Raw genomic sequence first — 14,155 nt, 5'->3', positions numbered from 1 at the left:
TTATATTTTGCAGTCTTAGATGGATTATACTTCAGCGAATACTCCCTCATTAATCAGTTCTTCAAGGCGTTTCTCTAGGTCGCGCACTTGTTTGTCTAATTGCGGAAGTTTTTTGAAGACCGTCAGTGACCGCAGATAGTCGTTTATCTCGAAGGCAAATGTACCTGTTATCGAAGTATTTTCTTTTTTTATGGTTTTTCTAATACCGGCTTTTGCACCAACTTTTGTGCCATTTGCAATAGACACATGGCCAACCATACCTACTTGCCCGGCCAACACACAATTTTCGCCAATAGTGCTTGAACCCGCAATTCCGGTCTGGGCTGCAATAACGGTATTTTTTCCGATTTCGACATTGTGGGCAATCTGTACAAGGTTATCGATTTTTACACCCTGACGGATAATTGTTGAGCCCATCGTTGCACAATCGATAGTTGTATTGGCACCGATACTCACATTATCCTCAATCAGGACATTACCCAATTGCGGAATAGTTTTGTATGTACCATCTTCCTGCGGAGCAAAACCAAATCCATCGCTACCTATCACTGCCCCTGCATGAAATACACAATTATTACCGATTACTGTATTGCTATAAATTTTTACACCGGCATAAATCAATGTATTATCACCGATTACTACATTATCACCAATATGAACCTGCGGGTAAATTTTTACATTTTTCCCAATTCTGGTATTTTTTCCAACGTAGGAGAATGCTCCCTGATAAGCCCCTTCACCAATTTCAGAACCCTGGCCAACAAACACTGGTTGTTCGACTCCTGTCTTAGAAAAATTCAAAATCTTCTGATACTCTTCAAGTAGTCTTGTAAACGAAAGATAAGGGTCTTCAACCAGAATTAATGAGGCAGTAATGTCCTTTTTAGGGACAAAATCTTTGCCGACAATAACAGCTGAAGCCTTAGTAGTGTAGATAAATGACTCGTATTTCTGATTGGCGAGAAATGAAATATCGCCTGTATTTCCTTGTTCAATCTTGGCTAACTTGTTGACAGTCAAGGAATCATCACCCCGAACTTCCCCGTTGAGTAAGTGAGCTATTTGCTTTATCGTAAATTGCATAAGGTACTTCAGCGTGTTTAAATTTTGCTTATATCGATACTATTACATTTTAGGTATATTCTTAGACGACAAAATAATTTTTGTCGAAAATATTCTTGAAATAGTACAAAAATAATTCACAACATAGCAAAATCATTGCAAATATACATTTTTGCCCCAACATACATAGTATTTTTTCACGATGTTGCTCAATGCCTTGATAGTAGGCAAATCTGATGCATCGGCAATGTCTACTACTTCTTTATTTTTGGTGCAAATGTAAATGGTTTCATCGCCGCGTACGTAGCCTTTGTTGCTCACGCTATCTTCGGCAATAAAGTAGTCTAGTTGATTTTCTGGAATACCTTTGTCAATGAGTGCTTGTTTTAATGAACTAATGAGTGCTTTTTCAATGGGCGTATTAGAAATTTTGATTTTGAACAGGTTTCTGTTCAGCAAATCTTTACAAATGGTTGATAAGACTTTATCCGAATGAAACTGCCAGTTTTTGATACAAGCCCAGATATCGTAGTCGTCTAATAGTGTAAACGCTTGTAAATACTTCTCATTGCTTTGGAAAGCTTTTAAACTAACATTTTCTTTCAGGAAAATCATAAATGCCGGATTAGCAAACAATTCTTCTCCTGCATTAATTATTTCTCTGGCACGTCTGATAATCTGCATCAGCATTGCCTCGGCACAGATAGCGGTCTTATGATAATATACCTGCCAGTACATCAGGCGGCGCGCATTCAGAAAGTTTTCTACGCTCAACAAACCTTTTTCTTCTACTACTAACTGATTTCCCACCACATTGAGCATTTTGATAATTCTGTCTACACCAATTGCCCCCTCAGCTACACCCGTAAAAAAACAGTCCCGGTTTAGATAATCCATCCTGTCCATATCTAGCTGGCTGGAAATCAACTGATGGAAAAAATCCCTTTCGTAAGTGCCATTAAACATTTCAATGGCCAGCGAAAGTTTTCCGTCGAACTCGTGGTTAAGCCGCTCCATCAATAAAGACGAAATATGCTCATGGTGCACTTCATCCAAAATAGTGTATTCCAGCACATGAGAAAACGGCCCGTGGCCAATATCATGTAGCAGAATAGCTACCTGAGCGGATTCCATTTCATGTTCTGAAATGAGCTGCCCTTTCGCTTGCAGAACAGTTAATGCCTCTTGCATCAGATGCATGGCACCCATTGCATGATGGAAACGCGTATGCAATGCACCGGGGTAAACCATCTCTGCTAGCCCCATTTGCTTTATACGACGTAAACGCTGGAAAAATGGATGCTCAATGAGATCATAAATTAAATCTGAGTGTATTGTTACGAATCCATAAACCGGATCATTGAATATCTTGCGTTTATTGGTCGTCATCGGAGCGCTACCTGTAACGTTATTGGCAAACGTCATACTTGATTTTTCGGAAATTTATTAATAAAAAATTAATCACTTCTGCACAAACAACATAAACAAGACGTAATTGGTTGTGAAAAGGCTGAAAATACGGATGAAATTTCTGAAATAGTTGAGCAAACCCCCTTTTAATAAGAGGAAACTTCACAGGTGTAAAGAAGTTTCAGAGATAATATCGCTGAAAACACTTGGCTATCAGCGCCGTAGTATAAGCATCAGATTGCCAGATTAAGATATTACGAAGCAAGGTACCACCCGAGAAATAGACCCCGCCATCCCAATAACATTGGTTATCTTTGCGGTGTGCTTTTGTCACTAAAAAATCAATAGCTTTTCTGATATTTTCTTCGGGTATAGCTTCACCTTTGTCACGCAAATCGAGCATAGCATGCAGGGCATAGGCTGTCGACTGAACAATATCTTTTTTATTCACCCAGGGCTTGCTTTCAAAACTCCCATCGGCCTGCTGGGTTTCAATCAGGTGTTTCAATATACCTTTAGCCACCTCATCTAATTCTTTTACACCATTCCGATAAGCCTTAGCTGCGGCATAATCTAAATGGTAGCTGTTCGGATAATAGACTGCGCCAGTGCTCCAAAGATTTTTCCGTACACTATGTTCAATCACTTTTACCGCACCACTTTTACCCATACTTTTATTAATTTGTCTGGTAAGTGATAAGTAATTTAAAACATTACTATTAACCACCACATCTACATCATTAGCCCCAAAAGGAATCCAGGGTTCATAAGCAACTGGGAAAGCCGAACTATTGGGAGTGAATATTAATAATAATGAAAAATAAGTGGTAATAGGGTTCCAATGATTATATTCATATTCCTGATGATGCCAGGTAAGATATGCCCCTGAATGATGTGGAGAAGGCAGCATAAAATTATACCAGTTTCGATTTCTACGTTTTTTATCAATATATTCATCAAAACCTACATAAGAAAGCGCTTTGAGTGTATCCTTAAAAATCCGGTTATGATAATAAGTAGCCGTATTGCCCAGCGCCGTATCATCGGCATCTTCCGGTACATTGGCTGTTTTATTGATAAATCTTGAACCAAGCGGATAATTGGTCGGGCGCCTTACCAATAGATGTGGGTCTTTGCCGAACATCCGGTGGTTTCGGGGTGGAGGCAGCAATTTCCAGAAATTATAACGATGGTCTACTTCGTAGCTTTGAATCTCTTGATAGGCTTTAGCCAGCACAGGTTTCAGCTCATGCAAAGTAGTATCATGCAGGTAAATTTCTGAGAGAAAATTATGTACGGCTGATATATTAAAACAATTGGAATCACGGGCTTTCTGTTTTTTGCCAATGAACAGATAAGGCTCAATCAGATTCATATACACAGGCCATTCGCCAGCATATTGTTTGCCTGTAATGGTAGAATCGCACTGGGTTTTAATCAGAAAATTGATTGATTCTTTAAAAATCTGTTGTGGAGTAGGGGCTTGCGCAAATGATTGAAAAGAAAGAGAAAGAATAAAAAATGTAATTACTGATTTTCTGTTTTTTAACAAAAGATATGTAAGTTTGGAAATAAGCATGAGTTGTAATTGGCGCAAATAAAGCAGCATTTTAAGAAAAAAATCGGAGATTGAATAGTGTATTACGATTTTTTAAATCGTAAAGGAAGTGTATATTGCTAAGATCCATATAAAAAGGCTTTATGTTTAATCTAAAAACAAAAAATAAATGGATTACAGTAGAATTCTACAAACTCAAAAAGAAATTTGTCAAAAGTGGCAGGCTGATTTTTTTGAGTCTCCGTTAGATTTAAAAATTGGAATTGCCGAAAATATTAAAAGTGGAGTATTACCAATTAATGGATTAAGGCTTTCTCCAGAAGGTGATTCCTCAGGTTGGTACATTTGGGCTGGGGAAGAGCTATCAAAAGACAAGGATTTCTTTAAGCCATTGCATCTCCAACATTTAGAAAGCTGGATACCAGATATACATAGGTATTTAGGTTTACCACCTGGATGGCGTTTTTTAATAGCTGATGGTTATGAAGATATTTGGTTCGATGAGGAATTGTTAAAATGATGAATTTCAGTAAATGGATTTACATACATTGTTTAGGATGAAACATTTTGGCTATACAGCGAAATCTTATTTATAAGATAAGCCAATAAGATTAACCTCATATTAAAATGACAAAAATCATCTTTTCAATTCAGTAAATTTTGTAAATTTGCGTTTATTAATTGTGTTTTTTTTAGTTTGATTGATACACTACCCATGTTGAAAAAATCGCTCCTCTTTTTGAGTGTTGCTGTTATTGGCTTGTCATTTAATGCCTGTAAGCCTAAAAGTGATGCCAAAATTTACAACGCTAAAGCCGCCGACCCTGAGCTTTATCACCAATCAGTTGAATTGTTGACCGAGGTTATCATTCACGATATTTTCAAGCCGCCGGTTGCCAGCCGTATCTATGCCTATTCTACATTGGCAGGTTATGAAGCAATGGTGCCGGGATTTCCTGAATACGAATCTCTAGGCGGAAAACTCAAAGGATTTACTAAAGGGCCTGAGCCTGAAAAAGGTAAAGAATATTGTTTCCCATTAGCGAGTACAAGGGCATTTCTGAAAGTAGCTCGTAACCTCACTTTCTCGGGCAATTTCTTTGATGATTACGAGAAAACTTTCTTCAAAAAATATGAAGAAATGGGCGTACCAGAAGACGTAATGGAGCGCTCAATGGCCTATGGCGATAGCGTAGCTGCCCATATCATGCGTTATTCGGGTAAAGACAAATATAAACAAACACGCGGTATCCGCTTCACGGTAACTAATCTGCCGGGTACATGGGTGCCAACGCCTCCGGCGTATGCCGATGCCTGTGAGCCTGAATGGAACAAAATTCGCGCTTTTGCATTGGATTCAGCAGGGCAGTTTCCTCCGCCACCACCGCCGCCATATAGCCATGATAAAAAGAGTGCTTTCTGGAAAGAAACCATGGAAGTATATGAATTAGGTAAAAATCTGACAGAAGACCAAAAGAACACGGCTTGGTTTTGGGATGATAACCCTTTTGTGATGAATGTAATGGGGCACGTAATGTTTGCCAATAAAAAAATGACTCCTAATGGCCACTGGGAGGCTATTCATATGACGGTTTGTCGTAAAACGAAAGCATCTTTTCAGAAAAGTGTAGAAGGATATGTCTTAAATTCAATTGCCTTGCTTGATGGATTTATCAGTTGCTGGAGAGAAAAGTACCGTAGTGTTAAAGTTCGTCCTGAAACAGTAATTAACGCTGAATTGGATCCTAAATGGCAGCCATTCCTGCAAACTCCTCCTTTTCCTGAATATACCAGTGGGCACAGCACTATCTCTGCCGCAGCCGCCGAAGTATTGAGTTATATACATGGAGATAATGTTAGCTTTACCGATTCAACCGAATACAAACACGGGCATGGTGTAAAATCATTCAGCTCATTCAGAGAAGCAGCTTTAAATGCCAGTGTGAGTCGTATGTATGGTGGGATCCACTATTGGTCTGGTTGTAATGAAGGCAATAAATGCGGTGTGAAAATCGGACAGGAAGTTATAAGAGTAGCCCAGACGCGGAAGAAGAGCGCTGTAGCGGTGAATAAATGATATAGTGAATAGATAAAACGAAAATGCCTCGCCAATCAGCGGGGCATTTTTATATAATATCATCAGAACGCATTCCCTCGAACCAAAAATGGGATTCTACCTTAAAATTAATAATATAGTTGTTAATATTAGGCTTGTTATGATTGAATTTCTTACAGCTGAATTCATTGAACCAGAACTCGAACCTAGATAGGTTCTTGATTTACTGGTAGCTTCTTCAGAATAATATTGAGAAGTTTTGGCAAATGCAGAGTATAGTCTTCTTTTTTTTCCTGGAGTCGCTGACATGTCTGCTATACTCTGGAAATAGCTGTATTCTTCTGCTTTTTCAAAAGTGACTATTTTTTCAATTTCTTCCGTGCTTGTATTTTCTTCGGTCGCTTTTTCTTCGCGCTCTTTTTTGACAGCTAAGCGTAATTCTTTAATCCTGTCCATAATTTCAGTTGATAAAGAAGTTTTTTTAGCATAGGTTTCATAATAAAAAGCAGCAGCTAAATAATGATTCTGGCCTTCATAAGCCTGAGCCGATTTATAGAAATAATCAGGATCTTGTTTTCCGGCTGGAGAAATCTTTTTTAAGGCCTCAAGTGCCTGATTGAAATCTTTAGTCTTTTCAATGGCATGTTTCGCGTCCGACATCAGGTCTTTATCAGTCTGTGCAGAAAGTTGATTTGAAAAATATAAAACTGTAATGATTAAAGAGAGCAGTGTCTTCATAAAATGCAGCTAGTGTAAGGTTTTGATTGGTAAAATATAAATCAACATACCGCATCTTTAAGAATCATATTCTAAAAGTACGGTACGCTTAATTAATATTGACAAAATGAATGCCATACATTTTGCGAATGTATAGAAAGCGGAAGAGAAATTATTTTCCTACCACTCCATCCTAGGCAACGGACTCACCTCCTGTGAGGTAAATTCTCCTTTCAGGTATTTAAAATGGGCTGCCATCGCAATCATTCCGGCATTATCGGTGCAGTACTGAAATTGAGGGATATAGACATTCCATTTTTCTTTTTCTCCCAATTCCTGCAAAGCCTTTCTCAAACCCAAATTGGCCGAAACCCCTCCGGCAATAGCCACCTCTTTAATGTTCAGTTCACGGGCAGCACGGCGCAGTTTTTGCAGCAACATTTTTATCAGCGTATGTTGTACACTGGCACAGATGTCAGCTATGTTTTCTTCAATAAAATTCGGGTTCTTTGCCTGATTTGCCTTTAAAAAGTACAAAATTGACGTCTTGATACCACTAAACGAAAAATTGTATTTAGGCATCTCAGACAACGGAAATTCATAAGCCTCGGGATTCCCCTGCTGGGCATATTTATCTACTAAAGGGCCACCAGGGTAGGGTAGACCGAGCAATTTGGCCGTTTTATCAAAAGCTTCACCAACGGCATCATCCTGCGTTTCGCCGATTACTTCCATCGTCAGATGGTCTCTTACCAATACAATTTGCGTATGTCCGCCGCTTACAGTCAGACATAAAAACGGGAAAGCAGGCGCAGGCTCATCAATAAAATGTGCCAGCACGTGTGCCTGAATATGATTGACCTCAATCAATGGAATATTGAGCCCTAAAGCCATGGCTTTGGCAAAAGAAGTACCTACCAGCAGAGAGCCTAAAAGACCCGGTCCACGTGTAAAAGCTATGGCATCCAGCTGATTTTTTGCTATCTTTGCCTTTTCTAAGGCATTTTCAACCACGGGCAAGATATGTTGCTGGTGGGCACGAGATGCCAGTTCGGGCACAACTCCACCAAAACGCTCATGAATTAGTTGTCCTGCTACAATGTTGGAGTAGATTTTACCGTTAGAAATAACAGCCGCTGACGTTTCGTCACACGAAGATTCGATAGCTAATATATTCAAAACTAAAGAGTATAATTTTGTGTTTTCAAAAGTACCAGCGAATGAATTCGCTGTCTAAGACAACAAAGGTTTTTTATTTACATATGCGGACTCAAGCCCGCATTACACTTATTAAAACACAAAATTACTATTGCTAATTCAGTAATTAATTAATTTGTTAATTATTTTGTTGATTCATTAAAGTATTTGCGCCGGATAGCCAAAATATCGACCAGAATCCTGCTCAATCTTATTTTCATTATTTTTATGGGAATAATGGTTGTGTTTTATGCGCTACAACTTCCTGAGATTCAAACAAGTGTTCTACAACGAGCTACTGCATATCTTTCCGAAAAATTAGGTTCAAAAGTAAAAATCGAAAAGGCCAAGCTTACTTGGTTTGATGAAATCACGCTGGAGAACGTAACCATCTACGACTACAAAAACCGTGAAATGATTTTTGTGAGAGAATTGTACGTAAACTCCAAAACCAATTTCAATTTTGATTGGAATACCTTTCTGACATTCGATAATAATCTCGACTATGTAATGGTGCTCGACCCTCGGGTAAAACTCATCTACGAGCCCGACGGAGAACTGAATATCGATAAATGGATAGCAAAAATTGAATCGCTGACTTCAACACCAGATACAGCTAAGGTGCGTATAGAACATAATATCCCATTTACGATAGACGAAGCTTATATTCAGGGGGGAACATTTACGCTGCAAGACCCGGAAGAACCACGTTTCCCGAAAGAGGAGTTTGATTATAACAACTTTACTGTCAATGGAGTACAGGGTTTGCTGAAAGATTTCTTCATACAAGGTGATACCATCAAATTTGCGTTGACAGACCTGAAAGGCAAAGAACGTAGGAGTGACCTGGAGATAAAAGAACTAAATACCCAGTTTTTCTATTCAAGGCAGCACATGAGGTTCGACGATTTATATGCCAAAATCAATAATTCGACTCTCAAACGCTCGGTTCATTTCAACTATATTACCCCCAGAGATTTCAGTGATTTCAATGAAAAAGTAGAAATGGTGGGTGATTTGAACGATTGCCAGATTGATGCACAGGACCTTGGCAGGTTTGCCACCGATATGTATGAGTATCGGGAAAACTATCTGCTCAACGGCGATTTCAGGGGAACCGTGCATGATTTTCGAGTCAAAAGCTTTAATCTGAAATTTGGAACAAATAGTTACCTCGACGGAGAAATTGCCTTTAAAAATATGCCTGATTTGCGGCAGGCAGTCATGGATTTGAACTGGAAACCCTCGCAGATTGATGCCATCGATGCCCGTCAGTATGTAGGTGATTCGCTTTATCAGAAACACGTGCAGAAGTTTGGTATAACCACCTTTGCCGGAATATTTAAGGGGCTTTATAACGACTTCACCACCGATGCTTTTGTGAAATCTCAACTCGGTCTGATGGCAGGAAATATTACCATGAAAATCCCGGATGGCAAAGCGCTGCCAACTTATAACGGCTCGCTGATGGTGGAAGAGTTAGAGTTAGGCAAACTCATCAATGAGGAGAGCATACTTCAGAAAATGTCATTCAATGGTGAGATAAAAGGAAAAGGATTGACCATTAAAGATGCCCTGCTGAATTTCGATGGAACGGTAAAGCATATCTGGTTTAACGGCTATGATTTCAAAAATATCCATGTGGATGGTTCCATGAGCCAGTCTTTATTCGATGGGCGAATCAGTGTAAAAGATACCAATCTGACTTTTAATATTGGTGGGAAGGTAGATTTTAAACCTGCACTTAATCATTTCGATATTCATGGAATCGTTCAGAATGCCAACCTTCGTGCTTTGGGCTATGCCAGGAATGATGTAAAGCTACGCTCTGAAATAAGCCTCGATTTTGAGGGAAATGAATTAGACAACTGGATTGGTAAAGCTCAGCTCTTACATACCGTTTTGCAATATGATAACCGCAAACTGGGTATTGATTCGGTGTTTGTTACCTCGGCATTAGATAGTAATTCCCGTCACATAGGTCTGCTTTCAGAATTCTTTAATATTGATATTAAGGGGAGATTTATTCCAAGTCAGGTGATAAGCGATGTGACTCGTTTTTCAAAAGAATATACGCAGTACTTCGTTGAAGACGAAGCCACGCGTATGGCTTATTATATTAACCTGCCTGTGAGTGCCTATCAGCCAAGATATGGTTTAGATTATAAGGTCATGTTCAAGAAATCGGAGCCATTCTTTGCTTACTTCTATCCTGACCTCTATATATCACCCAATACCGAATTAAATGGACAGCTTAATATCAGAAATACCGTTGAATTTTCATTAGCCGGAAAGATTGATACGCTCCGGCATGGTAGTTTTGCCTTTTATAATAATGAGTTAGACTTCAATACTTCTAAAGAGGTTTCATCGCCAAAAATTCTGACATCTCTGGTGTTTGAGTCAGAAAAACAGAAGTTAGGAGATATGACTCCTACTGAAAAACTGGAAGTGAATGGAGCCTGGGGCCAAGCCAATGTGATTGAATTTGATGCCCGGATTAAACAACAGAAAAGCTCAAACAGGGCACAGGTTTTCGGGCAGGTGACCTTCCTGCATGATGAAATTGATGTAAACTTTAATCATCGGAATACCAAGCTTGATTTATTAGGCGAAACCTGGCAGGTAGCTCAGAACAACCTGATTAACTTCTATCAGTCTGATATTTGTTTTCAGGATGTAGCCATTTCTAACAAAAATCAGAGTATCTCCATGAATGGCTATTTATCGCCTGATAGTCTGAAAGAAGCGTATGTAAATGTAGAAAATTTTAATTTGCAAACCCTTGAGCCTATTACCAATGTAGACCTGAAAGGTACCGTAAATGGCAACCTGATGCTGAAAGATGTTTACAGCGATGGAGTGATCACAAGTAAGTTTGGAGTTGATAAATTATATTATAAAAACAGCTTGATAGGTACGATTGACGGCGCCATACTTTGGGATAATCTGATTCAGAAACTGAATATCAATGGTAATATTGTCAGAGAAAATAATGAGATATTCCGGTTGGCAGGTACCTATGACCCTAAAGACGATTATGACCCATTGAATCTGGAAGCTAATCTAAATAGAGCTAATCTTGAAATCTTCCAGTCGTTTGTAGAGGATATTTTTACTAATGTAGGTGGCTTTGGTTCAGGAAAACTAACCATCAGAGGCACGCCAGGTGACCCGATTATCAGAGGTAGTGTTGCCGTTGAAAAAGGTAGCCTGATAGTAAACGAGCTGAATATTCCATTGTATTTTGATGATAAGATTAATTTCAATGAAGAGGGTTTTGTTGCACAGAAAGGCTTTAAAGTTCGCGATGCGGTAGGCAATGAAGCTGAACTGGCGGGAGGAGTTTTTAATGGTGGTAGCGGGAATTTCATGTTGGGACTTCATGCTTATATGCGTGGCCGAGATGGATTCAGAATCATGAATACCACCATCAAAAACAACGAAGATTTTTATGGAACAGGAGTAGCTACAGGAGATGTACACATTACAGGAAGTCTAAAAAATGTAACCATTGCCGGTAATCTTACCAGCAAAAAAGATACGAAAATCACGATACCTTTAGATGGGGCCACCTATGTGAACACCGAAGAAGAGGGCATTACTTTTGTGACAAGAAATACGAAAGATCTGCAAGATAAGCAAGCCAAAAAGGATTCGGTAGTGAATGAAGAATCGGGTAGCCTGACGATGGCTTTTAACTTTACAATTACACCTGATGCCGAGTGTGAAGTAATATTTGACAGGATTAACAAAGATCAGTTAACGGCTGTAGGTAGCGGGCGTATAAGCATTGAATATGATACCCGTGGTGGTTTTACCATGACAGGCCCTTATACCATTAAAAGTGGTAAATACGATTTCAGCTTACAGAATATATCTCGTGTACGGAAATTTGATATTGCTGATGGAAGCTGGATTCGCTGGTCAGGAGACCCTTATGATGCAGACATCAGTATCAATGCCATTGTAACGGCGAATGTGTTTCTGCCGGACGGTATTGCGTCTGGTACCAATAGTGCTGAATTGAAAACCCCTTATCCGGTCAGTGCCTATGTGATACTGACGGATAAATTGATGAAACCTACCATCAAATACGATATTAAATTCGACCAGCGCCGCCTGCCTCTCAATCTCCAGCCCCAGGTAATTGCTTTCGAGCAGCGCCTACGGAATGATGAACAATTATTAGCCAATAACTTTGTAGGAGTAGCAGCCTTTAACCGGTTGTTTTCAGATAATAGTTTCAAAGATGCCGTTGATTCTCAATTATTGCTGGATAATGTGAGTAGCTTATTAACCAACCAATTGGGTACTATTGCTTCAAAAATAGACCCAAAACTGGAAATTGGAGTGCAACTTGGTGTGTTGAGTAGCAGTGTACGCCAGAATTTGTTTAATAATATGCAACTCAATTTTTCGTATCGTTTCAGCAATAACCGCCTGAAATTGAGTGTCAATAATACCATCCTCCAAAATCAGGAACAAACTGCGGGAAACTACTTTTATGGTGGCGAAGTAGAATGGATGCTGAACGAAGAAGGTAGCTGGCGCCTGAAAGCCTATAGCCGCAACGTACCCAACTATTTCTACAATTTCAACACCAACGTAACAGTAAACGGCGTGAGTCTTCAACACACGCGTAATTTCAATACGATATTCAAACGTAAATCAAGCCCCCCCGCCCCTAAAGGAGAGCTTACTAATTCTACGTTTTTGTATAGTTCCCCTTTAGGAGTTAGGGGTGCGTCTCTCTAAAATCTATACTGCACCCGACAAGTAAAATTATTATCTTTCAGATCTTTATTGTAATCAGCCAGAGCCGTTTTTTCATTCTGTGGCATTTCGTACCAAAGCATCAGACGGACATTGTCGTAAATATAGGTCAGGTAGCCAAAGCCAAGCGTATTAAATCTTACATCGGCACCTGTAAATCCTTGCCCTATTTCTTTGCCTTTTACACTTTTGTTAGGGTCGTACCAATCGTATTTCACTATTAACTGATGTTTTTTGCTACCTAAATGTTGCAAAAAATAAAAGTAAGCACCATCAAATTTGCGAATGTATAAAGGAGCTAATTTGCCGTTTTCTAAAGGAATAATGGCAGGTGTTTCAGTAGTAGTTTGAATGGCAGTTTGTGTACCTCTGATATATTCCGCTCTGAATTCAGTTTCACCCACACGGTTTGGAATTCTGATTTGTATGTCAGCACCATAGTAATTTCTTGGGGCAATTTTTCCGACATTGCTTGCCGATGAATCGACAGCAAAATGTCTGGTACCCTCATTCATCCGATAAATCTGATTGGTAAACTGCTCCATTCCGCCAAAGAAACCGGATACACTTCCACTCACAATGAGTTTAGGCGCTAAGGTAAAATGCTTTACTGAAAGCCTGGTGATGAGGTCTTTATGATTATCAAAATCAGCAACAGTGTTAACTCCCTGCCCGTTGAATAAGCCTAAGTCAAACTTAATATATTTCAGAAAATTGGTTTTAGCACGTGGTTCGTAGCTACCCATAAAACCAAAATCCCGTTCAACTTTCATCAGAATCTGAGACATCCTGCCACGCTCGGGCGATTCACGGTCTGGTGAGCCATAGCCTACCTCAAAGCCAAAAGGTCGGGCAAACATACCAGTGGTCAGATAAAAAGATTTGAATTTATTTTCGTAGATACGTCCCCAGAAGTCCCGGATAAAAATACCTCTTTCTGTGCCATCAAACTGGAAGATAAAATAAAGTTTGGGCATCCCATTTTCAAAATATCGGGCATAATCAAATCGCAGACGTCCCCTGCGCATCATGAAGCGATTGCTGGCATTAGGCTGAAAATCTCCACCATTAAAATTCTTTGCTCCACGAGTTCCTATCCACTGGAATTGTGGCTGAATATAACCACTAATACCTACATATTCGTATTTCTTGAGAGTAGAGAGAAGTTTTCGGGCAGTAACTGTATCAATCTCTGTCAAAGATCCATGGTCTTGTGCAAAAGAATAGGATAGCGAAAAATAGCACGAAAAACAGAGCACTGCTGCTCTTATACTAACATTAAAAAAGAGTTTCATATTTGGTGTAAAATCAAAATGGGTGCAAAATCGTTTGAATTCTGCTAAATGCAAAAGATTTTGGAGTAGAAAAACCTATTCCAA

The 14,155-nt window shown here is 39.3% G+C and carries 9 protein-coding genes; 3 read left to right on the top strand and 6 right to left on the bottom strand.

Features of this window, described 5'->3' with window-relative positions; all coding sequences use genetic code 11:
- Positions 1 to 24: 24 nt before the first annotated feature.
- The 3 genes from lpxD to ACYVFA_RS20230 all read right to left on the bottom strand — a co-directional run bounded on the left by lpxD (position 25) and on the right by ACYVFA_RS20230 (position 4,024).
- Entirely contained in the window at positions 25 to 1,083 is a 1,059-nt protein-coding gene (gene lpxD / locus ACYVFA_RS20240; protein WP_460473673.1) for a UDP-3-O-(3-hydroxymyristoyl)glucosamine N-acyltransferase, read from the bottom strand.
- A 132-nt stretch (positions 1,084 to 1,215) separates the two neighbouring features.
- Positions 1,216 to 2,487 (bottom strand): HD domain-containing protein, encoded by a 1,272-nt coding sequence (locus ACYVFA_RS20235; RefSeq protein WP_460473672.1) that lies wholly within the window; start codon positions 2,485 to 2,487, stop codon positions 1,216 to 1,218.
- Positions 2,488 to 2,653: 166 nt separating this feature from the next.
- Positions 2,654 to 4,024: a hypothetical protein gene (locus ACYVFA_RS20230; protein WP_460473671.1), complete on the bottom strand. Its 1,371-nt coding sequence runs from the start codon at positions 4,022 to 4,024 to the stop codon at positions 2,654 to 2,656.
- A 175-nt stretch (positions 4,025 to 4,199) separates the two neighbouring features.
- Between ACYVFA_RS20230 and ACYVFA_RS20225 the strand changes: the two genes are divergently transcribed.
- A complete protein-coding gene (locus ACYVFA_RS20225; protein WP_460473670.1) occupies positions 4,200 to 4,550 on the top strand; it encodes an immunity protein Imm33 domain-containing protein in 351 nt (116 codons plus the stop codon).
- Between the two features lie 195 nt (positions 4,551 to 4,745).
- Positions 4,746 to 6,107: a vanadium-dependent haloperoxidase gene (locus ACYVFA_RS20220; RefSeq protein WP_460473836.1), complete on the top strand. Its 1,362-nt coding sequence runs from the start codon at positions 4,746 to 4,748 to the stop codon at positions 6,105 to 6,107.
- Positions 6,108 to 6,203: 96 nt separating this feature from the next.
- Here the strand turns inward: ACYVFA_RS20220 and ACYVFA_RS20215 are convergent, their stop codons facing one another.
- Together ACYVFA_RS20215 and tsaD are read right to left on the bottom strand one after the other, a co-directional pair.
- Entirely contained in the window at positions 6,204 to 6,824 is a 621-nt protein-coding gene (locus ACYVFA_RS20215) for a hypothetical protein (RefSeq protein WP_460473669.1), read from the bottom strand.
- Positions 6,825 to 6,983: 159 nt separating this feature from the next.
- Positions 6,984 to 7,982 (bottom strand): tRNA (adenosine(37)-N6)-threonylcarbamoyltransferase complex transferase subunit TsaD, encoded by a 999-nt coding sequence (tsaD, locus tag ACYVFA_RS20210; protein ID WP_460473668.1) that lies wholly within the window; start codon positions 7,980 to 7,982, stop codon positions 6,984 to 6,986.
- 186 nt (positions 7,983 to 8,168) lie between these two features.
- Here tsaD and ACYVFA_RS20205 point away from each other — a divergent pair, with 186 nt between their 5' ends.
- A complete protein-coding gene (locus ACYVFA_RS20205) occupies positions 8,169 to 12,758 on the top strand; it encodes a translocation/assembly module TamB domain-containing protein (RefSeq protein ID WP_460473667.1) in 4,590 nt (1,529 codons plus the stop codon).
- On the opposite strand, the gene ACYVFA_RS20200 is transcribed toward ACYVFA_RS20205, so the two are convergent.
- On the bottom strand, positions 12,755 to 14,071 hold the full coding sequence (locus tag ACYVFA_RS20200) for a porin (protein ID WP_460473666.1): 1,317 nt from the start codon (positions 14,069 to 14,071) through the stop codon (positions 12,755 to 12,757). The genes ACYVFA_RS20205 and ACYVFA_RS20200 overlap by 4 nt on opposite strands.
- Between the last annotated feature and the right edge of the window lie 84 nt (positions 14,072 to 14,155).

This window comes from Emticicia fontis, assembly GCF_054779675.1.
This window is presented reverse-complemented; position numbering and strand designations above follow the sequence as displayed.

What these genes read in the sequence shown, in the direction of transcription:
- ACYVFA_RS20235 (WP_460473672.1), bottom strand. Translation starts at nt 2,487, where the DNA reads ATGACGTTTGCCAATAACGTTACAGGTAGCGCTCCGATGACGACCAAT.
- ACYVFA_RS20215 (WP_460473669.1), bottom strand. Translation starts at nt 6,824, where the DNA reads ATGAAGACACTGCTCTCTTTAATCATTACAGTTTTATATTTTTCAAAT.
- ACYVFA_RS20200 (WP_460473666.1), bottom strand. Translation starts at nt 14,071, where the DNA reads ATGAAACTCTTTTTTAATGTTAGTATAAGAGCAGCAGTGCTCTGTTTT.
- lpxD (WP_460473673.1), bottom strand. Translation starts at nt 1,083, where the DNA reads ATGCAATTTACGATAAAGCAAATAGCTCACTTACTCAACGGGGAAGTT.
- ACYVFA_RS20220 (WP_460473836.1), top strand. Translation starts at nt 4,746, where the DNA reads ATGTTGAAAAAATCGCTCCTCTTTTTGAGTGTTGCTGTTATTGGCTTG.
- ACYVFA_RS20225 (WP_460473670.1), top strand. Translation starts at nt 4,200, where the DNA reads ATGGATTACAGTAGAATTCTACAAACTCAAAAAGAAATTTGTCAAAAG.